Raw genomic sequence first — 22,852 nt, forward strand, 5'->3', positions numbered from 1 at the left:
GTCCAACCAGAACCCCCGAGTCGCCCATGACCGCCATGACCTTTTCTCCCGAGCTTCTTCTTTATTCGAAGAGGCACAATCCAAATCCGCCCGCCCATCTCGGCAGCCGTTATCGCAAGGCTGCCGGCTTCCTGCCGGAAGCCGGCAATACCATCGTCTGTCATGTCGAGAAGGCGTCGCGGACGCAGGCGGTGCTGATCGAGGCGCGCGAAAAATATCTGGCGATGCCCGAGGCTCCGCAGCTCCTCTTCACGCCGATTTCGAGCCTTCATATGACGCTTTTCGAGGGCATCATCGAGACCAGGCGGCGGCAGGAGTGCTGGCCGCGCGATCTCCCTCTCGATGCGCCGATTGACGACATGACCGCGCTGCTGGCGGCGCGGCTCGAAGGTTTTTCGATGGCCGAGCCTTTCAAGGTCGCCGTCGTCGGAGCCCGCCCGTCAGGCCTGCTGGTCGACGGGGCGACGGAGAACGACCGTCAGATCATGCGCGCCTGGCGCAATGCCTTCGCCGATCTTCTCGGCTATCGCCAGCCGAACCATCTGGATTACAAATTTCACATCACCTTCGCTTATCCGATCGAATGGCTGGAGGATGAAGCCTTGCCGCGCTGGCAGGCGATGCTCGACGCGGTGGCCGCGGATATCCGCCGCAAGACACCCGTCCTGGAGCTGACGCCGCCGGCATTCTGCGTGTTTGAGGACATGAACCATTTCCACGAACGGCTGATCTTCGATATCGACACCTGAACGGGAGAAGCCCATGAACAGACCGACGCTTTACATCGGCAACAAGAACTATTCTTCCTGGTCGTTCCGGCCATGGATGGCGCTGACGGGCGCCGGCGTCGATTTCGATGAAATCCTGATCCCCTTCGACTATCCCGGCGGCAATCCGGATATCAAAGCCATCTCGCCGACCGGCCGCGTACCGCTTCTGGAGCATGGCGAATTGAAGATCTGGGAATCGTTGGCGATCATCGAATATGCCGCCGAGCTTCATCCGGATGCCGGCCTCCTGCCCGCAGATCGCGCCGACCGGGCGCTCGCCCGTTCGGTTTCGATGGAGATGCTCTCGAGCTTCCGGGCTCTGCGCAACGCCTGCCCGATGAATATCCGCAGGCCGCGGGGCAAGATCGCGCTGCCGGAAGGCGTCGAAGCCGATGTCGGCCGTATCGAGACGATCTGGCGCGATCTTCTGCAGAAATCCGGCGGGCCGTTTCTCTTCGGCACGTTCAGCGGCGCGGATGCGATGTTCGCGCCTATCGTCAACCGCTTCGATGTCTATGATCTCGTCAGCCGGGATGATACGCTCGCCTATATGAAGACGATGAAGGCGCATCCGGCCTGGCGGAAATGGGAAGAGGCGGCCCGCGCCGAGCCCTGGATCGTCGCGGACGTCGAGGTCTGAGGCTCGAATCATCGGCTTCGCAAAAAATGCGCATGGGGACTGGTCAAGGCCGCCCCTTGCATGTATAAGCGCGCAAAATTTCCGAAATCGCGACATGTCCGTTTCGGCCGCCAGTCTGGCCGTGGGAGTGTTTTGCCCGCAAGTGGAGTAAGAAAAATGGCTGTACCGAAGAGAAAAACGAGCCCGTCCAAGCGCGGCATGCGCCGTTCGGCAGATGCACTGAAGGCTCCGACTTACGTCGAAGACAAGAACTCCGGCGAACTGCGCCGCCCGCACCATATCGACCTGAAGACCGGTATGTATCGCGGCCGTCAGGTTCTGACGCCGAAGGAAAGCGCATAATTTCCGATCCGGCTCGTCCGATCGTAAAGTTTCAAGGCCGGCGTCACGCCGGCCTTTTGCATTCCGGCGATATAATCTTTGCGGTCACTTGCGGTGAGCCGACGGTTTGCGGCAGTATTCTTCCGGCCGCTAGAACAGGATGATTTTAGGCCCTTTTGGCCTAAAATATGAATCCTGTTCTAAATTAAAGAGTTAGAGCATGATGTCGCCCGAAAACCGCTCACACTTTTCGGCATCATGCTCTAAGGAGATTGCCGATGATTGCCGCAATGCCGCTGATGATTATCCCGTTTATTCTCTACAATCTGGCGATGCTCGGCCTGATGGGCGACGGCGGCATTGCAGCGCTGCAGCATGACATTATCGTATTGTCGATGCTATCGGGCGCGATCTGGAGCATGGCGCTCGGCGATCTCTTCATCGTCATAGCGCTTGTGGTGCTGTTCTTCGAAATCCTGAAGGCAACCAGAACCGGCCCCGGCAACCTGCTCAACCATATCTTGTCGATGCTGGTATTCATCGCCTTCCTGGTCGAGTTTCTGCTCGTCCAGGATGCTGCGACACAGGTATTCTTCATTTTGATGACGATCGCTCTGATCGATGTGATCGGCGGTTTTGCCGTCTCGATCCGAAGCGCCGGGCGGGATGTCTCTATCGGATTATAGGTTGTCGAGCTTGTTCTGAAGGGCGCGAAGCTGTTCCTTCAGTTCGTCGATATCCTTGGCTTCGGCCTTGCGGCTTTCCTTGGCCGGCGGCGTCATGAAGGGCGAGAACATCTGCATCGCCTGCTGAAACAGCTCGGTGTTGCGGCGTACCTGATCCTCGACCATCTGCATCGGCAATTGCAGGTTCTTGCCGAGCGGCGTTTCGCCGAAGGCACGGTTCACCTGTTCGCGCATCTGGGCCTGCTGTTCGGTAAAGGCGCGCATCGAATGTTCGAGGAAGCTCGGCACGACCATCTGCATCTGATCGCCGTAATAGGTGATGAGCTGGCGCAGGAAGGAAATCGGGAGCAGCGTGTTGCCGGTCTTCGATTCCTGCTCGAAGATGATCTGGGTCAACACCGAATGGGTGATATCATCTCCGCTTTTTGCATCCTGGACGATAAAATCTTCGCCCTTCTTGACCATTTCCGCCAGATCTTCCAGCGTCACATAAGTGCTGGTGCCTGTGTTATACAGGCGGCGATTGGCGTATTTCTTGATGACAATCTGACCCTCATTCTTCGCCATATCAGTCTCCTGAACCCCCGTCTGATTTATGGATGTTCCTCCACCTGAGACTGTAAACGCAAAAGAAGGCCGGTGACAATCTCTTTGTGCGTTGCGGCAAACCTTTAACAGACCAGATGAATCGGCTTTGGCGGCGTGCCGCCGAAAAATGCCGGCGGCCGGTGTTCGCGTTTGACTTGCGCTCAAAGCTTTGCCAGTTTCCACTTATGTAAGTGGGACGAAAAAAGCGAGGAGCCTCCCCATGAGCAATTCATCCATCGTCATCGCCAGCGCAGGCCGGACCGCCGTCGGTTCGTTCAACGGCGCTTTCGCAACGGTCCCTGCACATGAACTCGGCGCGGCCGCGATCAAGGGTGTGCTCGAGCGCGCCGGCGTCGATGCCGGCGAAGTCGATGAGGTCATCCTCGGTCAGGTGCTTGCCGCCGGCGAGGGCCAGAACCCCGCCCGTCAAGCCGCGATGAAGGCCGGCATTCCGAAGGAAGCGACGGCCTGGGGCGTCAACCAGCTCTGCGGCTCGGGCCTGCGCGCCGTCGCGCTCGGCATGCAGCAGATCGCCACCGGCGACGCCAAGATCATCGTTGCCGGCGGCCAGGAATCCATGTCGATGGCGCCGCATGCCATGCACCTGCGCGGCGGCGTCAAGATGGGCGACGCGAAGATGGTCGACACGATGATCAAGGACGGCCTGACTGACGCCTTCCACGGCTACCACATGGGCATTACCGCCGAGAATATCGCGCGCCAGTGGCAGCTGTCGCGTGACGAGCAGGATCAGTTCGCCGTCGCCTCGCAGAACAAGGCGGAGGCGGCACAGAAGGCCGGCCGCTTCAAGGACGAGATCATTCCCTACATCATCCAGACCCGAAAGGGCGATGTGACCGTCGATGCCGACGAATATATCCGCCACGGCGCCACGCTGGAGGCGATGGGCAAGCTGCGCCCGGCCTTCGACAAGGAGGGCACGGTGACGGCCGCCAATGCCTCCGGTCTCAATGACGGCGCCGCCGCCGCGGTGCTGATGAGCGAAGCCGAAGCGACGCGCCGCGGCATCCAGCCGCTCGCCCGCATCGTTTCCTGGGCGACGGCCGGCGTCGATCCTTCGATCATGGGCACCGGCCCGATTCCGGCCTCGCGCAAGGCGCTCGAAAAGGCCGGCTGGTCGGTCGGCGATCTTGATCTTGTCGAGGCCAACGAGGCCTTCGCGGCGCAGGCCTGCGCTGTTACCAAGGATCTCGGCTGGGATCCCTCGATCGTCAACGTCAACGGCGGAGCGATCGCGATCGGCCATCCGATCGGCGCTTCCGGTGCGCGCGTTCTCAACACGCTGCTGTTCGAAATGAAGCGCCGTGGCGCGAAGAAGGGCCTTGCCACGCTTTGCATCGGCGGCGGCATGGGTGTCGCCATGTGCTTCGAAGCACTTTAAATAGCATACGATCCGTCATTGATTGAAAAGCCCGCCGGGAGGCGGGCATAGAACAAAGAGAGGGAGCGGAACATGAGCAGAGTGGCAGTGGTCACAGGGGGTACACGCGGCATCGGTGCGGCAATATCCGTGGCGTTGAAAAATGCCGGATACAGGGTTGCCGCCAACTATGCCGGCAACGACGAGAAAGCCAAAGCCTTCCACGAGACCACCGGCGTGCCGGTCTTCAAATGGGATGTTTCGGATTACGCCGCCTGCGGCGAGGGCATCGCCAAGGTCGAAAGCGAGATCGGGCCGGTCGAAATCCTCGTCAACAATGCCGGCATCACCCGCGATGCAATGTTCCACAAGATGACGCCGCAGCAGTGGCATGAGGTGATCAACACCAACCTCACCGGCCTGTTCAACATGACGCACCAGGTCTGGACCGGCATGCGCGACCGCAGCTTCGGCCGCATCATCAACATCTCGTCGATCAACGGCCAGAAGGGCCAGATGGGCCAGGCGAATTATTCCGCCGCCAAGGCCGGCGATCTCGGCTTCACCAAGGCGCTCGCTCAGGAAGGGGCGGCGAAGAACATCACCGTCAACGCCATTTGCCCGGGTTACATCGGCACCGAGATGGTGCTCGCCGTGCCGGAGAAGGTACTGAACGAGCGCATCATCCCGCAGATCCCCGTCGGCCGTCTCGGCGAGCCTGAGGAAATCGCGCGCTGCGTCACCTTCCTCGCCTCCGACGATGCCGGCTTCATCACCGGCTCGACGTTGACGGCCAACGGCGGACAGTTCTTCGTCTAGCGCAAGACGGGCTGGGAAAGCCCTCTCTTTCGCCATGCTCGGCCTGTCCCAAGCATCGGCTCCGGTCGATATGCAGCATCCTCGGCCTTCAACTAGGCCGAGGATGACAGCAGCGAGCTGAGTGCGTCTTGCACATCGTCGGTTTTGGGAATTTACTGCGCTCAAACCGATCTGCCAGGCATATGCCGGCGTCGGCGATGCTGTGGGCCTCGGATTTGTTTTCACAAAACCTAAGAGCGGCGGCCAGTCTGATGACGCTTCGCGCGCACTTTGACCGGCACTTTCCGCAACGAGCGATCTTCGCCGCGAAGAGCTGAGATCGCCGTTGTCAGGAAAGCCGAGGCGATAAGGACCGCGAGGGCGGAGTTCAGAAAAATCTGGGCCATGGAAGCATTCCTTTCAGAGGCACGGGCCGTTCCGCTGCCCCGGGCGGCTCTTGCCTGCCCGGGCGGCGTTTGCCTGCCCTTGTGCTTATGAAGGAATATGTGCCCGCCTCGCGTCCGGCGGTAGGTTTGACTTTTGCGACCGATCGTCAACGTCATGTTGACGGAGTCAAGCGGCAAAGAAAAACGGGCGCAGAAGCGCCCGTTGGGAGTCCGATATGCTTTTTGCCGATCAGTAGCGGCAACGGGCCTCGTAGCGGCGGCCGTAGCGGTCACGATAGATGCAGTAGCCGCGGCGTTCGACCGACTGGCCGATGAGGGCGCCGGTCAGACCGCCGGCAACGGCGCCGACTGCGGCACCACCCCAGCTGTTGGTGACGGCGCCACCGATGACCGCGCCGGTGCCGGCGCCGATCGCCGTGCCTTGCTCGGTCGCCGTGCAGGATGCCAAAGCGCCGACGAGTGCGCCAATAAGAACGATCTTCTTCATCATGTCGTAACTCCCCAGGTTAGGTGGGCCTTAGATGCGGCCCATTAGTACAAGGATAATGATAATCACGAGAACTAGCCCCAAACCGCCAGAAGGTCCATAGCCCCAGCCACGGCTGTAACCCCAATTCGGCAAGGCTCCGATCAGGAGCAGAATGAGGATAATTAGAAGTATCGTGCCAAGCATGGTGTGTTTCCTTCATTTCATCCGCAATTTGGATGGATTGAAAACACGTATTGGCGATTTTTGTTCCCGGTTGAGCCAGTAAATGTGGCGGGTTCCAACTCCCGTTATATCGAAAACCCGCGCATATGGTTAAAAAATCTTTTAAATACAATATGTTGCAGTGAACAAAGGGGGAAAGTCCCGATGTCGCCGATTCGTCAGCGATTCGTTCCGTTTTTGATCGGTGCGCCGATATCGCCCGGTTCGGTTTAACGCGGCCCGCATCCGGCCCTGCAAAGATTAATGCCGATGCCGACGTGCGGGATTAGATGATTTTCCAGCGATCCGCATCTAGCGCTCCAGCCGGGCCCGGCCACCAGATATGGCCGTGAACGAAAGGCGAAAACGGCGGGGTCGGCGATTCGTCGCCGTTTCGTTCCGGCTTTGGTCGAGACGTTAATTTCGGGCACAATTTTCGATTGCCGGCGCGGGACCGAAAATCGTCGAGCGCGGCGGCGAAAATGAAGATGAGCGTGAGTCTCGCGATTCAGCATCTAGTGGGAAAAAGTGATTCAAAATCAATACTTAGCCGTGAACAAAAGCTGAATCAGCGGGAGTCAGCGATTCGTCGCTGATTCGTTCTCAGGGTGTTCCGGATCGCGAAGTCGAGTGTTCCGGATGACTCGCAAAGGTCGTAATTCCGATCAGCATTTTGAAATCTTCCCTTGCGTTTGCGGCGGCGGCTGTCCATGTGTTCTGTGCCTCCATCCGGAGGAGCAGATTTTCCTGGGGCTGACCGCCTCGTTTGCATGGACCAATGACTCTGACTTCGCAGCCGATGATTCTGAGCGGGCGCGGTGTGACCGCCGTGCTCGGACCGACCAATACCGGCAAGACCCATTATGCCATCGAGCGCATGGTTGCGCACGGAACCGGCGTGATCGGCCTGCCGCTCCGGCTGCTGGCGCGCGAGGTTTATACGCGGGTGGTGGAGAAGGTCGGCGTGCAGAACGTGGCGCTGGTCACCGGCGAAGAAAAAATTTCGCCGCCCCATGCGCGTTTTTCCGTCTGCACGGTCGAGGCGATGCCACGAGAGACCAAGGCCGCCTTCGTCGCGATCGACGAGGTGCAGCTCGCCGGCGATCTCGAGCGCGGCCATATTTTCACCGACCGTATCCTGCATCTTCGCGGCCGGGATGAAACGCTGCTGCTCGGTGCGGCGACGATGCGGCCGATCCTGCAGCAGATCCTGCCCGGCATCACCATCGTCGAGCGGCCGCGGCTTTCGCATCTGTTCTACGCCGGGCAGAAGAAGATCACCCGGCTGCCGCAGCGCTCGGCCATCGTCGCCTTTTCCGCCGACGAGGTCTATGCCATCGCCGAGCTCATCCGCCGGCAGCGCGGCGGCGCGGCTGTCGTGCTGGGGGCGCTCAGCCCACGCACCCGCAATGCGCAGGTGGCGCTCTACCAGGCGGGCGACGTCGAATATCTGGTGGCGACCGATGCGATCGGCATGGGCCTCAACCTCGATGTCGACCACGTCGCCTTCGCCCAGGACAGGAAATTCGACGGCTACCAGTTCCGCAATCTCAATCCGGCCGAACTCGGCCAGATCGCCGGGCGCGCCGGGCGGCATGTGCGGGACGGGACCTTCGGCGTCACCGGACAGGTCTCGCCCTTCGACGAGGAGCTGGTGCAGCGTATCGAGGGGCATGAATTCGACAACGTCAAGGTCTTGCAGTGGCGCACGATCGAGATGGACTTCTCCTCGATCCAGTCGCTGCGGGCGAGCCTCGAGGCCGGGCCGCGCGTGCCGGGGCTGACGCGGGCGCTGCCCGCGGTCGACCAGCAGGCGCTCGAGCAGCTTTCGCGCTATCCCGAGGTCATCGACCTCGCCGACAGGCCGGCGCGCGTCGAAAAACTTTGGGAGGCTTGCGCGCTGCCCGACTACCGGCGTATCACTCCCGCACAACATGCCGATCTTATTTCGACCCTCTTTTCCGATCTCGTGCGCTATGGCACGGTGAACGAGCAGTTTCTCGCGGAGCAGGTGCATCGCTCCGATCGGACTGATGGGGAAATTGACACGCTTTCGGCGCGAATCGCGCAGATAAGGACCTGGACCTATGTTTCGAATCGGCCCGGCTGGCTGGCCGATCCGACACATTGGCAGGAAAAGACGCGGGAAATCGAAGATCGATTGTCCGATGCGTTACATGAAAGGTTGACGAAACGCTTTGTTGATCGCAGGACATCTGTGCTCATGAAGCGCCTGAGAGAGAATGCGATGCTGGAAGCTGAAATCAGTGTGAATGGCGATGTCTTCGTTGAAGGACATCATGTAGGGCAGTTGAGCGGATTCCGTTTCACGCCGGTGGCGGGAACGGACGGACCGGATGCCAAGGCGGTTCAGGCTGCGTCGCAGAAGGCGCTCGCGCTCGAATTCGAAGCCCGTGCGGCCCGCTTGCATGCCGCCGGCAATAGCGACCTGGCGATCGGCTCGGATGGGCTGATCCGCTGGCTCGGCGATCCGGTGGCGCGGCTTTCGGGCAGCGATCACGTCATGCGCCCGCGGGTGATTCTGCTCGCCGACGAGCAGCTGACGGGCAATGCCCGCGATCACGTCGCCGCGCGGATCGAGCGCTTCGTCAATCATCATATCAGCACGGTGCTGAAGCCGCTCGACGATCTGTCGCGCGCCGAAGACCTGCAGGGTCTCGCCAAGGGGCTTGCCTTCCAGCTCGTCGAGAATCTCGGCGTGCTCTTCCGACGCGATGTGACGGAAGAGGTGAAGTCGCTGGACCAGGAAGCGCGCGCTTCCATGCGCCGCTACGGCGTGCGGTTCGGCGCCTACCACATTTTCGTTCCCGCACTTCTGAAGCCGGCTCCGGCCGAACTCATCACGCTGCTCTGGGCGCTGAAGAACGATGGTCTGGACAAGCCCGGCTACGGCGATCTCATTCCGGTGCTTGCGGCCGGGCGCACCTCCGTCGTCACCGATCCGAGCTTCGAGCGGATGTTCTACAAGCTCGCCGGCTTCCGTTTCCTCGGCAAGCGCGCCGTGCGTATCGATATTCTCGAACGGCTGGCGGACATCATCCGTCCGCTGCTGCAATGGAAGCCCGGCCAGAGCAATCGTCCGGAAGGCGCTTATGACGGCCGCCGCTTCACGACGACGACGGCAATGCTGTCGATCCTCGGCGCGACGCTCGAGGATATGGAGGAAATCCTCAAGGGTCTCGGCTATCGCGCCGATGCCGTGAAGGCTGAGGAAGCGTCTGCCCATCTTGCGGCGCAGGATACGGCGTCCGCGCCTGCCGCCTCTGCGGAAACGCCGGCGGACGAGACGGCCGAAAAGGCCGATCACGACGACGCCGATGCATCGGCGGAGGAGACCGCTGCCGAAGCGCCCGCAACTGAGGCGGCGGCTGCTGCCGATGCGTCGGTCGCGGACACCAGCGAGACCCAGGCGCCCACCGAAGCAGCTGAGGCAGCCGCTCCGGCGGAGGGATCCGCTGCTGAGGAAGCCGGCGAGCCGGTCGAACCGAAGCCTGTTTTTCTGTGGCGTCTCGGCGGCCGCAACGACAACCAGCGCCAGGCGCGCGGCGGCCACGGCGAACGCCGTGGCGGTCAAGGCCAGGAACGCGGCCAGAACCAGGAACGCGGCGAGCGAAATCGCCGCCCAGGTGGCGGCGAAGGCAATCGCGGCGGTGACGGCCGCGACAACAATCGCCACAACCGCGCCAAGGATGGCGACGGCGGCAGGCCGCAGCAGGCAAGAGGCGATCGCAACAACCAGCCACGAGGCGACCAGCCGCGCGGCGACCGACAAGACCGTGGCGACCGCAAGGATCGCGGCGAGCGTAATGATCGCAACGATCGCAACAACAATCGCGGCTCGCAGCCGCTGCGCTTCGAGGCCAAGCCGCCGCGCAAGGAGAAGCCGATCGATCCGGATTCGCCTTTTGCCAAGCTCGCTGCCCTCAAGGAGCAGATGAAGAAGTAATCATGAGCGGGGAGACACAGCCGGCAAACGGTTCGCGCCAGCGCATCGATAAATGGCTGTTCTTCACGCGCATGCTGAAGTCGCGCTCGCTGGCGCAGAGCCATGTGCAGTCGGGCCACGTGCGCATCAACGGCGAGCGCTGCAGCCAGCCGAGCCAGATGGTCAAGCCGGGAGACCGCATCGAGCTGACGCTCGAGCGGCGCGACGTCGTTCTCGTCGTACGCCTTGCCGGCGAGCGGCGAGGGCCTTACGAGGAGGCACGGCTGCTCTACGAAGACCTGTCCCCGCCGCCAGGTGAGGCAAAACGCCTCACCCCTTACGAGCAGGCGATCAGAGCGACCGGCAGCGGCCGTCCCACCAAAAAGGAAAGACGCGCGATCGACAAGCTGATGTCGGACGAGGATTAGAAAACTCTGCCTGCGGCGGGGGCTTTTGCAGATCGTTTATCCTTGAAATCCGGCGCCAAAGCCGATACGTGACTGACAACCCGCCGGACCGCGTGCTTGCCTCTCAAGCCTGCCTACGCTGTTCCTCCGGCACGGGGATAGGCGCGACGTTCCAGGTTGCCCGGCCCCCTCTGCGTGGAAATCCTGGAGTTCTTCATGACCTATGTCGTGACCGACAATTGCATCAAGTGCAAATACACCGATTGCGTGGAAGTCTGCCCTGTCGACTGCTTCTATGAAGGCGAGAACTTCCTCGTCATCCATCCCGACGAATGCATCGATTGCGGCGTCTGCGAGCCGGAATGTCCCGCCGAGGCGATCAAGCCGGATACCGAGCCGGGCCTTGATAAGTGGCTGAAGATCAACACGGAATATGCCAGCATCTGGCCGAACATCACGGTCAAGAAGGATCCGTTGCCCGAGGCCAAGGAAATGGATGGCGAGACCGGAAAGTTCGAGAAGTATTTCTCGGAGAAGCCCGGTTCCGGCGACTGAGGAACCGTCACATTCGGCGCCCGAATTCGGGCGGCCGTGCGGTGAAACGTTTTAAATCCTGCGCCTGGCATATGGGTGACGTGTGTTGCCGGCATGACTCAAGCGAAGCAAATTATTGATTTCCTCATATTTTTGTGATAGGTTTCGTGCACTGTTCCATTTGTGGCATGACGCATGCCCAAAACCATCACGAAAGCAAAACAAATCCGTCCCACGGTTTCCGTGACATATCAACGCCTTGAGCGTCGCATCCCAAGATCGCGCGCAAGACATATTTGCTTTTGCCTGATGGGACCAGAGTGAAGTCACCCGACGGATCTACCCGTCTCATCCGGGCCTGACTGACCCGGCTCCGGCCGCCGCCGGAAGCGTAACAGGGAGTTTTTGAATAGAATGACGACTCAGCAGAAAAAGCCTTCTACAGCACGTCACGGCTTCAAGACCGGTGAATCGATCGTCTACCCCGCTCATGGCGTCGGTACCATCACCGCTATCGAAGAGCAAGAAGTCGCCGGCATGAAGCTCGAACTTTTCGTTATCGATTTCGAAAAGGACAAGATGCGCCTCAAGGTGCCGGTCGCGAAGGCCATGAGCATCGGTATGCGCAAGCTGTCGGAAACGGATTTCGTCGAGCGTGCTTTGAAGGTCGTGCAGGGCAAGGCACGCGTCAAGCGCACCATGTGGTCCCGCCGCGCCCAGGAATATGATGCCAAGATCAATTCCGGCGATCTGATTTCCATCGCTGAGGTCGTGCGCGATCTCTATCGTGCCGAGAACCAGCCCGAGCAGTCCTATTCCGAGCGCCAGCTCTATGAAGCTGCACTCGACCGCATGGCGCGTGAAATTGCCGCCGTCAACAAGATGTCGGAAACCGAAGCCGTCCGCCTCGTCGAGACCAATCTCAACAAGGGGCCGAAGCGCGGCAAGGCAATCGAAGAGGACGATTCGCAGGACGAAGCCGCATAAGGCGGCCTGTCTACTCCATCAAAAAACCCGGCCTTCGAGCCGGGTTTTTTATTGGAACTTTTTCCGTGCTGGCGCGTTAACACACGTAATTGCGGACTGCTCGCCAGGCAATGCCTCGACGGGCGAACCGCTATTCCGTCAATGTTCGATGAGGAGCGGAGCATGCCTTTTCAGTCTTGCCCATCCGGCAACGTGAAGAAACAGGTCCAGCCCAGCCGTCTTACCGGCACATGATGAGACATAGGGCCTCCCCCTGAAAAGTCCAGGGGCGAGGCCTTTTATGCATTCAGAACCGATTCGGTCCGGACAGCGATGTTCCGGAATGTGAGTTTTATTGTTCATTTTGGGCGAGAGGCCTGTTTCAGGAGATCGAAATGAAGAACATGTCTGCAGATCGGCGCATGATCAAAATCGCGATGGCCGCTCCCTATCTCGCCCGTCAGGAAGAACACGATCTCGCCACCCGCTGGAAGGATCACGACGACCGCGGCGCGCGCAACCAGATCGCCATGGCCCATATGCGTCTCGTCATTTCCATGGCCGGCAAGTTCCGCAATTTCGGCCTGCCGATGAGCGATCTCGTGCAGGAGGGCTATGTCGGCCTGCTGGAGGCTGCAGCCCGTTTCGAGCCGGAGCGCGACGTGCGCTTTTCGACCTATGCCAGCTGGTGGATCCGGGCCTCGATCCAGGACTATATCCTGCGCAACTGGTCGATCGTGCGCGGCGGCACGAGCTCGGCGCAGAAGGCGCTGTTCTTCAATCTGCGCCGTCTGCGCGCCAAGCTTGCCAAGGGCGACACGCAGCTGACGCTGCAATCCATTCATCAGGAGATCGCCGCGGCGCTGGGCGTCAGCCTCGCCGATGTGCAGACGATGGATGCGCGGCTTTCCGGCAATGATGCTTCGCTGCAGGCGCCGTCGGTCTCCGGCGATGCGGAGAGTGCGGAGAAGATGGATTTCCTCGTCAGCGACGATCCCCTGCCGGACGAACAGGTTTCCAACATGATCGACGGCGAGCGCCGCCGCGTCTGGCTCGCCTCGGCCCTGAAACACCTCAACGAACGCGAGATGAAGATCATCAGCGCAAGGCGTCTGGCGGAAGACGGCGCCACGCTCGAAGAGCTCGGCGCCGATCTCGGCATTTCCAAGGAACGGGTGCGCCAGATCGAAAGCCGGGCGATGGAGAAGCTTCGCAGCGCGCTCGTCAGCGCCGACCCGCATATGGCGGCCTACGCCTGAACGTCTTTACCTTCCAGCAGCACTGACTGGCCCGGCGCGAGCCGGGCTTTTTTATTCGGCGATGATTTTGACGCGATCGCCGGGCGAAACCGCCGCACCCGTCGGCAGGGCGTTGATGAGCTTGAAAAGATCGAGCTTGCGATCGGTGCCCATCATGCGGGCGGCAAGCGTCGAGATGTTCTCGCCCGGACGGACGGTGACGACCCGGATGCGCAGCGGCTTCAGCGAGGCGGTCTCGGCCGGCGTCATGCGCCGGAAGCTTGCGCGCAGGACGTTCGCGGTCGGTTCGAGGGCGTCGCTGCCTTTCGGGACGGCCGTCAGGAAGCGGAAGATCTGCGAATTGTTGCGGATGACGGTAACGTCGAAATCCCAGCGGTCGGCGCTTGCGCGGGCGGTCGCGGCTTCCATGCCGTTGATGGTGACGGGCTGGATGGTCGACGGATCGAGGCCGGTCACCCAGCCGCTGGAGATATAATTGGTCAGGCTCTGGTTCTGGTTGTCGGCAACGCCGTCGAAGCGGACGGCGATATCGTTCGGGCCGGTCGCCATGACCGCTTCGACCTTGTTGTCGATCTTGAAGTCCGGCGGCACGTCGAAGCGGATGCCGAGGCCGCCATGCAGGAAGGTCTGGCCACGGACATAGCCCTCTTCTGGGCTGTCGCCATAGAGCAGGCCGTCTATGCCGTCGAGATAATAGTCGCGGCCCTTGTCGCCGACGGAGCCTTCCTGGCCGAAGGCGCGGGCGTGGGTGCGGGCAAGCTCGATGCGCTGGGCGGAATTCGGATGGCTCGACAGGAAGTCCAGGCTCTGGTCGGCCTCGGGGTCGACCGACATGAAGCGGCTGTAGGCCGCCATGGAATCGAGGAAGCGGGCGGCGGCATAGGGATCGTAGCCGGCTTCGCCGAGCATGCGCACGCCGATCACGTCGGCTTGCAGTTCCTGCTGGCGGGAGAAAGCGGCAAGCCGCAGCTTGCCGCGGGCAAGCGCCTGTTTGCCGGCAATATCGCTCGACAGGACCTCGGCGACGACGCGGCTGGCAATGACCTCGGCCTCTTCGCGCTTCTGCCGCTCGATGCCGTGGTTGGCGGTCACGTGGCCCATTTCGTGCGACAATACGGCCGCGACTTCGGAGGCGTCGTTGGCCAGCGCAAGCAGGCCGCGGGTGACGTAGAGATAGCCGCCCGGCAACGCGAAGGCGTTGATCGCCGGCGAATTGAGGATGGTGATGCGATACGACTGGCTCGGATTTTCCGATACCGCCGTCAGCGCGCCGGCGATGCGGGCGACGAGCCGCTCGGTCTTGGCATCCTTATATTCGCCGCCATAGCTTGCCACGATGCGCGGATGCTCGCGGGCGCCCATCGCAGCGCGCGGATCGTTCTTCTGCACTTCGTCGACGATCTGCGGATTGGAAGACGGCGACACGCTCGGCTGATAGGACTGTTCGATCAGCGACTGACAACCGTTCAGCGCGACTGCCATGGCCGAAACCAGCATCAGGCGACGCGCGAAGCGGCGCGGCGCGGAAACGGCATCACTGGAAAGCGCGGGCGATGTCCACGTCGTCAAGCAGTCCAGTCTGGTTCTCCGCATCATGTCGCTGTTTTGCCGGTTTGCCGCATGTTCGGACCGGCCGTGGCAAGGGGAATTCAACAGGTGCCTACCCCTGATCTCGCGCTGCACAAACGGCCGATACAAGTCGTTGCTGTAGCTGATTTACGCATCGGTTGCATAGCGAGACTCTGTTTAAATGTGGCGGCGTTGCATTTTGGCAATGCCTCAGAGGTTGAAGCTCTCTTCGCTCGGATGAAATTATGGCGAAAGTTCCATCACTAGGATGAGATTCGTCGGCGGCGCGGAAAAAGAACGGGCCGATTGAAGCAACCGGCCCGGCGAAGGCAATCTCGCGGGAATTTTACAACTGAGGATGGATGCGGTGAATGCCGAACCTCTTCCGATGAAGCATTCCGGCGATTCGGCTATTCCGCAGCTTCCGCGGCCGGCGTTTGCGCCGCCGTCTTGCCGGCGCGAGGCAGCTGCACCGGCTTCAATAGGATTGCGGCGACGAGACCGGTGAGGGCGATGGCGCAGGAAGTCATGAAGAGCGGCGAGAAGGCGGCGGCATAGAGATCGGCGACGGCCTGGCGGCTGGCCTCGGGAAGGGAGGCCATCATCTTCGGCGTCAGCTGCTCGATGTCAGCGACGCCGGGAATGGAGATGCCGACCTTGCCAAGCCCGGAGGCGATGATGGCGCCATAGATGGAAATGGCGATCGAGGCGCCTCCCATGCGCGACAGCGTTACCGCGCCGGTCGCGGCGCCGACGTCGCGGGCGGGTGCGGCATTCTGCACGCCGATGACGGGAACCTGCTGTGCAAGACCGATGCCGATGCCATGCAGCATCATGATGGCGCCGATCAAGGCGATCGGCGTTCCCGCGTGGACCTGCGACATCAGGGCGAAGGCAATGGCGCTGCAGGAGAGGCTTGCGATGGCGAAGGGCTTGTAGCGCCCGGTCGTCGAGATGATGCGTCCCGCGGACAGCGATCCACAGACGAGGCCGCCGGTCAGCAGAATGAAGAGAAGGCCGGCGGCGGAGGGTGAAAGGCCGGTCGTGGTCTGCAGGAAGAGCGCGAGATAGTTGACCATGCCGATGGCGATGGCGCCGCCCATGACCGAGATCACCAGGAGCAGGCTGAAGGTCGAATTGCGAAAGAGCTGCAGGGGCACGATCGGCTCCAGCGCGCGGCGCTCGACGAGGACCCAGGCGACGGCGCAGACGGCGCCGAAGGCGACGATGCCGATACTCTGCGGCGAGATCAACGCGCCGAACAATTCGCTGCTGTCGGTCGCGAGCACGATGCTCGTCGTGGTGAGCGCGAGCAGGAGCGCGCCGGCATAATCGATCTTGGGGCGGCGATGCGGCTTTCGGTAGGGCAGCATGAAGGCGAGGCCGGTGAGCACGATGAAGCCGATCGGCACGTTGACCAGGAAGATCGAGCGCCAGCCGAAGAGATCGCTCATCGTGCCGCCGAGCACCGGGCCGATCGCGCCCGACGCCATCAGCACGAGGCTGGAATAGCTTTGATAGCGCGCCCGCTCCCGCGGCTCGAAAAGGTCCGCGTTGACGGAGAAGATCGAGACCATGATGCCGCCGCCGCCAAGGCCCTGCAGCACGCGCGCGGCGATCAGCGTGTTCATCGAGACCGCAAGGCCGCAGACCGCCGAGCCGACCGTGAAGATCGCGATCGCCGTCATCATCACATATTTGCGGCCGAAGAGATCGCCGAGCTTGCCGTAGAGCGGCATGACGGCGCTGAGCGACAGGAGATAGGCCGAACCGATCCAGCCGAAGCGCTCGAGATGGCCGAATTCGCCGACAATGGTCGGCAGCGCCGTGGAAACGATCTGATTATCAAGCGTCGCCATGAACATGGCCGTCATCAGGAAGAAGAAGAGGATGAGCCGGCGACGGGGATCCGTCACGAGCGGCGCAGGCGCGAGTTGCATGTCCATGGGGATGACATTCCGGTTTGAGATGTCTTTATATGCTATTAGCATATAATTGTCAATGGCACATGAATGACACCAGCATATTCATTTTCCGAGTCCGCTCTGTTATGGTCCTATGATGAATGAAGCGATGACGAAGAACCTGTCGAAAAGCCCGGCCGATCCGGACGGCGAAAACGTGCCGCGCATCGGCCGGAGCATGGCGCGCATGCGGCTGATGACCGGACGGCGGCTGATCGGACGGCTGGCGATCCAGAGTGCGGCGCCGGGCCTGGAGCTTTCGCATCTTGATGTGCTCGATGCTGTGCGCAGGGCGCAGCCGGCCGGTGAGGTCACGGTCGGCGTGATCGCGGAGATCCTGCGCATCGATCCGTCACGGGCAAGCCGGGTGGTGGCCGAGATGGTCGGGCGCAACGTGCTGCGCCGCGAGGCCTCGCAGGCCGACGCGCGGCGGATCGTCGTCGTCATCACGCCGGCCGGCCAGGACCTGCTTGCCGCGATCCTCGCGCAGAAATTGGCGATCATCTCCGAAATCGTCTCCGACTGGCCGCAGGAGGATGTCGAACGCTTCGCAGCCCTTTTTGAAAGCTTCATCGGCGGTTACGAGGCGGTCTTCCTGTCGCGCGACAAGGATACGCCGGGCTGAGGCAAGACCGCCGATCCATCGGCCCCTTCCCCTCGACCCCCCGTTTGCGCTAAGGGCAATGCCCATGAGCCAATCCACTTTCACCATTCTGCTCGGCGGCGAACTCAGCCTGACGGAGCGCCTGCGCCATGTCGTCGCCGGCAGCCGTTTCATCGCCGCCGACGGCGGCATGCGGCATGCGGCGGCGCTCGGTGTCACGCCGGAGCTCTGGGTCGGCGATTTCGATTCGACGCCGCCCGATCTGGACGACGCATTTCCCCACGTACCGAAACAGCCTTATCCCACGGCAAAGGCGGCGACGGACGGCGAAATCGCGGTGTCGGAGGCGATCGCGCGGGGCGCCCGGCGTCTTGTCCTCGTCGGCGCGCTCGGCGGCGAACGCTCCGACCATGCGCTTCAGCATCTGCTGTCGGCCGTCAGTCTCGCCGAAGAGGGTTTCGACGTGCTGCTGACCTCCGGCAGGGAAGAGGCGGTGCCGCTGCTTGCCGGCACGATCGAACTGGACCTTCCCAAGGGCAGCCTGTTTTCCGTTCCCGGTTTCAGTGAGCTGAAGGGGCTTTCCATCGAAAATGCGCGTTATCCGCTGACAGATTTTCATCTGCCTTTCGGCTCGTCGCGCACCATTTCCAATGTCGCGGAAGGCAAGGTTCGCTTCACGCTCGGCAGCGGCCGGGCGATCGTGCTTGCCCGACCCTATGATCTTTCCGGAGTCTGATTTTTGGCCCCTCCCATTCTGAAACTCGACGATATCTTCCTGAGCTTCGGCGGCGCGCCGCTGCTGGCGGGCGCTTCCCTGCAGGTCGAGCCCGGCGACAAGATCTGTCTCGTCGGGCGGAACGGCTCGGGCAAATCGACACTGCTGAAGATCGCCGCCAGCCTCGTCGAGGCGCAGTCCGGCGAGGTTTTCCGCCATCCCTCCTCGACGGTGCGTTATCTCGAACAGGCGCCGGATTTTGCCGGCTTCAGCACGGTTCAGGCCTATGCCGAAGCCGGGCTTGGGCCGGGGGATGATCCCTATCGTGTCACCTATCTTCTGTCCCATCTCGGACTGACCGGCGAGGAAGATCCGAAAAACCTTTCGGGCGGCGAATCGCGCCGGGCAGCCCTTGCCCGCGTGCTGGCGCCGGAACCGGACATTCTCCTGCTCGACGAGCCGACCAACCATCTCGACCTTCCCACAATCGAATGGCTGGAAGGCGAGCTGCAGAAGACGCGCAGCGCCCTGGTGCTGATCTCGCACGACCGGCGTTTCCTCGAAAAGGTCTCGACGGCAACCGTCTGGCTCGACCGCGGCGCCTCGCGCCGGCTCGACAGAGGTTTTGCGCATTTCGAGGCCTGGCGCGACCAGGTGCTGGAAGCCGAGGAGCTGGAGCAGCACAAGCTCGGCAAGGCGATCGAGCGCGAGGAGCATTGGCTGCGCTACGGCGTCACGGCGCGGCGCAAGCGCAATATGCGCCGCCTCGGCGAGCTGCAGACGATGCGTTCGCAATATCGCGGCCACAAGGGGCCGCAGGGCATCGTGCAGGCGACGGCTTCGGACGCGCAGGAATCCGGCAAGCTGGTCATCGAGGCCGACAAGATCACCAAGAGCTTCGGCGACCGCGCGATCGTTACGCCCTTCTCGATCCGGGTGCATCGCGGCGATTGCATCGGCCTGGTCGGGCCGAACGGCGCCGGCAAGACGACCCTCCTGAAAATGTTGACGGGGCAGCTTTCTCCCGACAGCGGCGCGGTGAAGCTCGGCACCAATCTGGAGATCGCCACGCTCGACCAGAAGCGCGAGGATCTCGATCCCGAGGATACGCTCGCCAATTACCTGACCGACGGGCGCGGCGAAAACCTGCTCGTCAACGGCGAGCAGCGCCACGTCACCGGCTACATGAAGGAATTCCTGTTCCAGCCGGAACAGGCGCGCACGCCGATCAAGAGCCTCTCCGGCGGCGAGCGCGCCCGGTTGATGCTGGCGCGCATTCTCTCGCGTCCGGCAAACCTGCTGATCCTCGACGAACCGACCAACGATCTCGACATCGAGACGCTTGACCTCCTGCAGGAAATCGTCGCCGGTTTTCCCGGCACCGTCATCCTCGTCAGCCACGACCGCGATTTCCTCGACCGCACCGTGACGTCGACGATCGCGCCGGCCGTGCCGGATGCGCCCGACGGCCGGTGGATCGAATATGCCGGCGGCTACACCGACATGCTGGCGCAGCGCAAGGGCGCGCTCGAAGAGCGCAGGAAGGCCGAGAAGGCGGCGGAGAAGCCGAAGACGCAGGAGGCAGCACCATCCGGCGGCGGCTCGAAGAGCAAGCTTTCCTTCAAGCAGAAATTCGCGCTGGAAAACCTGCCCAAGGAGATGGCCAAGGCCGAGGCCGAGATCGCCAAGCGCGAACAGGTGATGGCCGATCCCAACCTCTTCACCCGCGACCCCGCCGCCTTCAACCGGCTGGCCGCCGAGATGGAGAAGCTGCGTGCCGGTCTCACGAAGATGGAAGAGGAATGGCTGGAGCTCGAAATGCTGCGGGAGGAGCTGGAGGGCTGAGCCTTCCCAGTTTCGACGGCTCACCTTTCCTTGATTCGCCTGTGTATCGCCGTGCGGCATAAGGTGCCGTCCGGCAGCCGGGGACATGCCGATCGCAATGGCGACCAAGGAAGGTCATATGTCTCGCAAGCCCCATTCCCATTTTTACAGAACACTTGCCGCCGGCGGCTTCGCCGCGCTCGCCCTATCGCAGGCTGCTTACTCGCAGGATGGCGAGCGCATTCGCCTTCGCGGCGCAATCGAAAGCCTCAGCGGCGATAAGCTTGTCGTCAAGACGCGCGACGGTAGCGATGCGACGATTGCGCTAAAAGCCGGCTGGAAGGTCAGCGGCGTCAAGCAGGCTTCGGTCGAGGATATCAAGCCCGGCGATTTCGTCGGCGTGGCCTCGCTTCCGAAGGGCAGCGGCCCGGATGGGGCGATCGAAGTGCTGATCTTTCCGGCGTCGATGAAGGGGACCGGCGAGGGCAACCGTCCCTGGGATGCTCAGCCGAACAGCCAGATGACCAACGCGACCGTCAGCAATGCTGTCAAATCCGTCGATGGCCACACGATCACGCTGACCTATCAGGGCAAGGAAAAGACCATCACCATCGCCGACGCCACGCCGATCGTCACCCTGGCGCCCGCGACCAAGGATGATCTGAAGGCCGGCGCCGGCGTCATCGTCACCGGCGAGAAGGCGGCGGATGGCAGCATTTCAGCCAGCCAGGTCGCCGTCGGCCTCAACGGCATCACGCCGCCGATGTGACGGGCTGTTCTAAAGCGCCGGCGCGGGAACGGCCGCGGTGCCCGCACTGGCGCTGGCGCCGGTCTGGACGACGGGCGGCGCTTCGGATTTTGCCGGCAGGGCTTGCAGATGCAGGACGCGGGGCTGCAGGGCCTCGAGATAGGTTTCCGAACGGCCGATATAGATCATGCCGGTCTCAGGCATGGAGGTCAGCACGCTGCACATGGTTTCCTGCCATTCCGGCTCCATGCCCTCCAGCACTTCGTCGAAGACGATCCAGCGCGGGCGCACGAGAAGCAGCCGGGCAAAGCCGATCGCCTTCTGTTCGTCGCCGTCGAGCAGCTTGTCCCAGCGGGCGCGGGTGTCGAGCCTTGCGATCAGCGAGTGCAGGCCGGCCTTTTCCAGAGCCGCCTCGACGGCCGCTTTCTCATAGGCATCGGGGCTTTCCGGGAAGGCCAGCGCTTCGCGCAGCGTTCCCCCGGGGACATAGGCGATCTGCGGAACCAACAGCATGTCATCGGCCGGCGGCAGGCCCATCGTGCCGCTGCCGCATGGCCACAGGCCGGCCATCGCCTGGAACAGCAGCTTGCGATTGACGCTGTGGTCGCCGTTGATCATGATTTTTTCGCCTGATTTGATCACGACATCGGTTTCGCGCAGGCGGAAGCCGCCGCATTCCTCGATGTCTTCGCCCACCTTCGCGTTGATGACCACATTTTTCAGGGTCAGCGTGTCGGGCGCGGTGTTCTCATAGGCGATGCTGTCCTTCACATCGAAGTCCTCGTCCATGTCGAGCAAGGCCTGGCGGAAATCGGTGACGCGCATCAGCGTGGCGCGCCACTCGGCGATCGGGCCGAAATTGGCGACGTACCAGCGCAGCGCCGTGTTGACCTGGTTGAAGGCGCCGACGGACATCATCAGCTGGCCGAGAGTGAGGCCGCCGGAGAAATAGGCGGGGGCGGCGACGATGATCGGGATGACGATCACCAACCAGCCGTAGCCGGCCGAGACCCAGGTGAGATTGGTATTGGCCATGGCGAGCCGCTTGACGACCCTCAGCACCGAACTGATGTCGGTATTGATGCGCCGGCGCTCGTTCTCCTCGCCGCGGGCGACGGTGATCGCCGGCATGTTTTCGTTGGCATGCATCAGCGTGAAGCGAAGCTCGGCCTCTTTCGAGAAGCGGTCGGCATTGAGCTTCACCAGCTTGCGGCCGACGACCTGGCTCAGCACCGAAGCGGAGGCGGCGTAGAAGATCGCCGCCCAGACCATGTAGCCCGGAATGGAGAAACTGTGGCCGCTGATATGGAAGATAAAGCCGCTCGACAGCTCCCAGAGCACGCCGATGAAGCTCACCAGAAGAATGGTCGATTGCAGCAAGCCGAGCACGAGGCCTGTCGTGCTTTCGGCGAGATTGCGGGAATCCTCATGCAAGCGCTGGTCCGGATTAACGCCGATCAGGCCGCTGGAGGCGAGCCGCAGCGCCCGCTTCCGCTTCAGCCACTGGTCGACGAGATCGCGCGACAGGCCCTCGCGCATATAGAGCGCGGTCATCTGGTTCAGCCAGGCCTGCAGCACGTTGAGCAGCAGCAGCGTGCCGGCAATCATCGCGAAGATTTCGAGCTGGTGGAAGAATTCGCCGAGGTCGCGGCGCTCGAGCGAATCGTAGAATGGGGCGTTCCATTCGTTGAGAATCACCTGGCCATAGGCGGTCGCCAGGATGACGAGGATCAGCACGGTCGCCAGAAACAGCACCTTGCCACGCACTTCAGAATTCCAGAATGCTGAGAACATCACTCCGAGGCGATATGTCAGGCTGAAATCATACCCTACCCCATCCTGCCTTCGGATGCCCGGCCTCCCCTTGCTTTTATCTGCCATCACGCTTTTCCAACACCGCCCATACCCCTCATTATTAACATGGTGGCGTTACCGGTCTATCAACAGATTCTATCAGTCATTAAACTGTGATGATGCTTGCACGGGCCGCTCGCCCATGCATTCGGCAGTTGATTCGTCGCCCGACTGGGGCTA

General features: G+C 62.0%; 22 protein-coding genes. 15 read left to right on the forward strand and 7 right to left on the reverse strand.

The genetic code is table 11. The annotated features are described in order from the left end of the window. Window positions 1-26: 26 nt before the first annotated feature. The 4 genes from ATY76_RS25480 to ATY76_RS25495 all read left to right on the forward strand — a co-directional run bounded on the left by ATY76_RS25480 (window position 27) and on the right by ATY76_RS25495 (window position 2,417). The gene (locus tag ATY76_RS25480; RefSeq protein ID WP_088677456.1) at window positions 27-749 is read left to right on the forward strand and encodes a DUF1868 domain-containing protein; all 723 of its coding nucleotides are present in this window, start codon (window positions 27-29) and stop codon (window positions 747-749) included. Between the two features lie 13 nt (window positions 750-762). Continuing rightward, window positions 763-1,410, forward strand: a complete 648-nt coding sequence (locus ATY76_RS25485; protein ID WP_088677457.1) for a glutathione S-transferase family protein — start codon at window positions 763-765, stop codon at window positions 1,408-1,410. A 156-nt stretch (window positions 1,411-1,566) separates the two neighbouring features. Continuing rightward, window positions 1,567-1,752: a 50S ribosomal protein L32 gene (gene rpmF / locus ATY76_RS25490; RefSeq protein ID WP_003543812.1), complete on the forward strand. Its 186-nt coding sequence runs from the start codon at window positions 1,567-1,569 to the stop codon at window positions 1,750-1,752. Between the two features lie 257 nt (window positions 1,753-2,009). Then, window positions 2,010-2,417: a hypothetical protein gene (locus ATY76_RS25495; protein ID WP_088677458.1), complete on the forward strand. Its 408-nt coding sequence runs from the start codon at window positions 2,010-2,012 to the stop codon at window positions 2,415-2,417. On the opposite strand, the gene phaR is transcribed toward ATY76_RS25495, so the two are convergent. Next, window positions 2,412-2,984 (reverse strand): polyhydroxyalkanoate synthesis repressor PhaR, encoded by a 573-nt coding sequence (phaR, locus tag ATY76_RS25500; protein WP_088677459.1) that lies wholly within the window; start codon window positions 2,982-2,984, stop codon window positions 2,412-2,414. The genes ATY76_RS25495 and phaR overlap by 6 nt on opposite strands. Window positions 2,985-3,225: 241 nt before the next feature. On the opposite strand from phaR, the gene ATY76_RS25505 reads away from it, so the two are divergent. Together ATY76_RS25505 and ATY76_RS25510 are read left to right on the forward strand one after the other, a co-directional pair. Further along, window positions 3,226-4,407, forward strand: coding sequence for an acetyl-CoA C-acetyltransferase (locus tag ATY76_RS25505; protein WP_088677460.1), 1,182 nt, complete (start codon window positions 3,226-3,228; stop codon window positions 4,405-4,407). A 72-nt stretch (window positions 4,408-4,479) separates the two neighbouring features. Continuing rightward, complete coding sequence (locus tag ATY76_RS25510) at window positions 4,480-5,205, forward strand: beta-ketoacyl-ACP reductase (protein ID WP_088677461.1); 726 nt, start codon at window positions 4,480-4,482, stop codon at window positions 5,203-5,205. A gap of 230 nt (window positions 5,206-5,435) precedes the next feature. Here ATY76_RS25510 and ATY76_RS33840 read toward each other — a convergent pair whose 3' ends face one another. The 3 genes from ATY76_RS33840 to ATY76_RS25520 all read right to left on the reverse strand — a co-directional run bounded on the left by ATY76_RS33840 (window position 5,436) and on the right by ATY76_RS25520 (window position 6,264). Then, window positions 5,436-5,591, reverse strand: coding sequence for a hypothetical protein (locus ATY76_RS33840; RefSeq protein WP_190233732.1), 156 nt, complete (start codon window positions 5,589-5,591; stop codon window positions 5,436-5,438). Window positions 5,592-5,820: 229 nt separating this feature from the next. Next, on the reverse strand, window positions 5,821-6,081 hold the full coding sequence (locus ATY76_RS25515) for a glycine zipper domain-containing protein (RefSeq protein ID WP_009991900.1): 261 nt from the start codon (window positions 6,079-6,081) through the stop codon (window positions 5,821-5,823). A 27-nt stretch (window positions 6,082-6,108) separates the two neighbouring features. Beyond that, complete coding sequence (locus ATY76_RS25520; RefSeq protein ID WP_017962528.1) at window positions 6,109-6,264, reverse strand: DUF3309 family protein; 156 nt, start codon at window positions 6,262-6,264, stop codon at window positions 6,109-6,111. A 796-nt stretch (window positions 6,265-7,060) separates the two neighbouring features. Between ATY76_RS25520 and ATY76_RS25525 the strand changes: the two genes are divergently transcribed. From ATY76_RS25525 to ATY76_RS25545, 5 genes are all read left to right on the forward strand, one after another. After that, the gene (locus tag ATY76_RS25525; RefSeq protein WP_088677462.1) at window positions 7,061-10,249 is read left to right on the forward strand and encodes a helicase-related protein; all 3,189 of its coding nucleotides are present in this window, start codon (window positions 7,061-7,063) and stop codon (window positions 10,247-10,249) included. Between the two features lie 2 nt (window positions 10,250-10,251). Then, the gene (locus ATY76_RS25530) at window positions 10,252-10,656 is read left to right on the forward strand and encodes an RNA-binding S4 domain-containing protein (RefSeq protein WP_088677463.1); all 405 of its coding nucleotides are present in this window, start codon (window positions 10,252-10,254) and stop codon (window positions 10,654-10,656) included. A gap of 195 nt (window positions 10,657-10,851) precedes the next feature. Next, window positions 10,852-11,190, forward strand: a complete 339-nt coding sequence (gene fdxA / locus ATY76_RS25535; protein ID WP_049733327.1) for a ferredoxin FdxA — start codon at window positions 10,852-10,854, stop codon at window positions 11,188-11,190. Window positions 11,191-11,583: 393 nt separating this feature from the next. Next, window positions 11,584-12,156, forward strand: coding sequence for a CarD family transcriptional regulator (locus tag ATY76_RS25540; protein WP_003543775.1), 573 nt, complete (start codon window positions 11,584-11,586; stop codon window positions 12,154-12,156). Between the two features lie 374 nt (window positions 12,157-12,530). Next, window positions 12,531-13,394 carry an RNA polymerase factor sigma-32 gene (locus ATY76_RS25545; RefSeq protein WP_018244054.1) on the forward strand — a complete coding sequence of 288 codons (864 nt, stop codon included), beginning with the start codon at window positions 12,531-12,533 and terminating at the stop codon, window positions 13,392-13,394. Between the two features lie 51 nt (window positions 13,395-13,445). Here the strand turns inward: ATY76_RS25545 and ATY76_RS25550 are convergent, their stop codons facing one another. Beyond that, window positions 13,446-14,990 carry a M48 family metalloprotease gene (locus ATY76_RS25550; RefSeq protein WP_088677464.1) on the reverse strand — a complete coding sequence of 515 codons (1,545 nt, stop codon included), beginning with the start codon at window positions 14,988-14,990 and terminating at the stop codon, window positions 13,446-13,448. A 383-nt stretch (window positions 14,991-15,373) separates the two neighbouring features. Then, window positions 15,374-16,909 carry an MDR family MFS transporter gene (locus tag ATY76_RS25555; RefSeq protein WP_088677465.1) on the reverse strand — a complete coding sequence of 512 codons (1,536 nt, stop codon included), beginning with the start codon at window positions 16,907-16,909 and terminating at the stop codon, window positions 15,374-15,376. Window positions 16,910-17,021: 112 nt separating this feature from the next. Here ATY76_RS25555 and ATY76_RS25560 point away from each other — a divergent pair, with 112 nt between their 5' ends. The 4 genes from ATY76_RS25560 to ATY76_RS25575 all read left to right on the forward strand — a co-directional run bounded on the left by ATY76_RS25560 (window position 17,022) and on the right by ATY76_RS25575 (window position 20,839). After that, the gene (locus ATY76_RS25560) at window positions 17,022-17,552 is read left to right on the forward strand and encodes a MarR family winged helix-turn-helix transcriptional regulator (RefSeq protein ID WP_190233733.1); all 531 of its coding nucleotides are present in this window, start codon (window positions 17,022-17,024) and stop codon (window positions 17,550-17,552) included. Between the two features lie 58 nt (window positions 17,553-17,610). After that, a complete protein-coding gene (locus ATY76_RS25565) occupies window positions 17,611-18,267 on the forward strand; it encodes a thiamine diphosphokinase (RefSeq protein WP_190233734.1) in 657 nt (218 codons plus the stop codon). A 3-nt stretch (window positions 18,268-18,270) separates the two neighbouring features. Next, a complete protein-coding gene (locus tag ATY76_RS25570) occupies window positions 18,271-20,091 on the forward strand; it encodes an ABC-F family ATP-binding cassette domain-containing protein (protein ID WP_088677467.1) in 1,821 nt (606 codons plus the stop codon). Between the two features lie 118 nt (window positions 20,092-20,209). Then, a complete protein-coding gene (locus ATY76_RS25575) occupies window positions 20,210-20,839 on the forward strand; it encodes a DUF5666 domain-containing protein (RefSeq protein WP_088677705.1) in 630 nt (209 codons plus the stop codon). Window positions 20,840-20,848: 9 nt separating this feature from the next. Here the strand turns inward: ATY76_RS25575 and ATY76_RS25580 are convergent, their stop codons facing one another. Beyond that, window positions 20,849-22,699 carry an ABC transporter ATP-binding protein/permease gene (locus ATY76_RS25580; protein WP_088677468.1) on the reverse strand — a complete coding sequence of 617 codons (1,851 nt, stop codon included), beginning with the start codon at window positions 22,697-22,699 and terminating at the stop codon, window positions 20,849-20,851. Window positions 22,700-22,852: the final 153 nt, after the last annotated feature.

This window comes from Rhizobium sp. R339 (assembly GCF_002211395.1).
Classification (GTDB): Bacteria; Pseudomonadota; Alphaproteobacteria; order Rhizobiales; family Rhizobiaceae; genus Rhizobium.

Excerpts from the sequence above, each read along its gene's own strand:
- ATY76_RS25520 (WP_017962528.1), bottom strand. The coding sequence starts at position 6,264 with ATGCTTGGCACGATACTTCTAATTATCCTCATTCTGCTCCTGATCGGA.
- fdxA (WP_049733327.1), top strand. The coding sequence starts at position 10,852 with ATGACCTATGTCGTGACCGACAATTGCATCAAGTGCAAATACACCGAT.
- ATY76_RS25560 (WP_190233733.1), top strand. The coding sequence starts at position 17,022 with ATGATGAATGAAGCGATGACGAAGAACCTGTCGAAAAGCCCGGCCGAT.
- ATY76_RS25515 (WP_009991900.1), bottom strand. The coding sequence starts at position 6,081 with ATGATGAAGAAGATCGTTCTTATTGGCGCACTCGTCGGCGCTTTGGCA.
- phaR (WP_088677459.1), bottom strand. The coding sequence starts at position 2,984 with ATGGCGAAGAATGAGGGTCAGATTGTCATCAAGAAATACGCCAATCGC.
- ATY76_RS25530 (WP_088677463.1), top strand. The coding sequence starts at position 10,252 with ATGAGCGGGGAGACACAGCCGGCAAACGGTTCGCGCCAGCGCATCGAT.
- ATY76_RS25480 (WP_088677456.1), top strand. The coding sequence starts at position 27 with ATGACCGCCATGACCTTTTCTCCCGAGCTTCTTCTTTATTCGAAGAGG.
- ATY76_RS25510 (WP_088677461.1), top strand. The coding sequence starts at position 4,480 with ATGAGCAGAGTGGCAGTGGTCACAGGGGGTACACGCGGCATCGGTGCG.
- ATY76_RS25485 (WP_088677457.1), top strand. The coding sequence starts at position 763 with ATGAACAGACCGACGCTTTACATCGGCAACAAGAACTATTCTTCCTGG.
- ATY76_RS25495 (WP_088677458.1), top strand. The coding sequence starts at position 2,010 with ATGATTGCCGCAATGCCGCTGATGATTATCCCGTTTATTCTCTACAAT.
- ATY76_RS25555 (WP_088677465.1), bottom strand. The coding sequence starts at position 16,909 with ATGGACATGCAACTCGCGCCTGCGCCGCTCGTGACGGATCCCCGTCGC.
- ATY76_RS25575 (WP_088677705.1), top strand. The coding sequence starts at position 20,210 with ATGTCTCGCAAGCCCCATTCCCATTTTTACAGAACACTTGCCGCCGGC.
- ATY76_RS25505 (WP_088677460.1), top strand. The coding sequence starts at position 3,226 with ATGAGCAATTCATCCATCGTCATCGCCAGCGCAGGCCGGACCGCCGTC.
- ATY76_RS25550 (WP_088677464.1), bottom strand. The coding sequence starts at position 14,990 with ATGATGCGGAGAACCAGACTGGACTGCTTGACGACGTGGACATCGCCC.
- ATY76_RS25545 (WP_018244054.1), top strand. The coding sequence starts at position 12,531 with ATGAAGAACATGTCTGCAGATCGGCGCATGATCAAAATCGCGATGGCC.
- ATY76_RS25540 (WP_003543775.1), top strand. The coding sequence starts at position 11,584 with ATGACGACTCAGCAGAAAAAGCCTTCTACAGCACGTCACGGCTTCAAG.
- rpmF (WP_003543812.1), top strand. The coding sequence starts at position 1,567 with ATGGCTGTACCGAAGAGAAAAACGAGCCCGTCCAAGCGCGGCATGCGC.
- ATY76_RS25525 (WP_088677462.1), top strand. The coding sequence starts at position 7,061 with ATGACTCTGACTTCGCAGCCGATGATTCTGAGCGGGCGCGGTGTGACC.
- ATY76_RS25565 (WP_190233734.1), top strand. The coding sequence starts at position 17,611 with ATGCCCATGAGCCAATCCACTTTCACCATTCTGCTCGGCGGCGAACTC.
- ATY76_RS25580 (WP_088677468.1), bottom strand. The coding sequence starts at position 22,699 with ATGGCAGATAAAAGCAAGGGGAGGCCGGGCATCCGAAGGCAGGATGGG.
- ATY76_RS33840 (WP_190233732.1), bottom strand. The coding sequence starts at position 5,591 with ATGGCCCAGATTTTTCTGAACTCCGCCCTCGCGGTCCTTATCGCCTCG.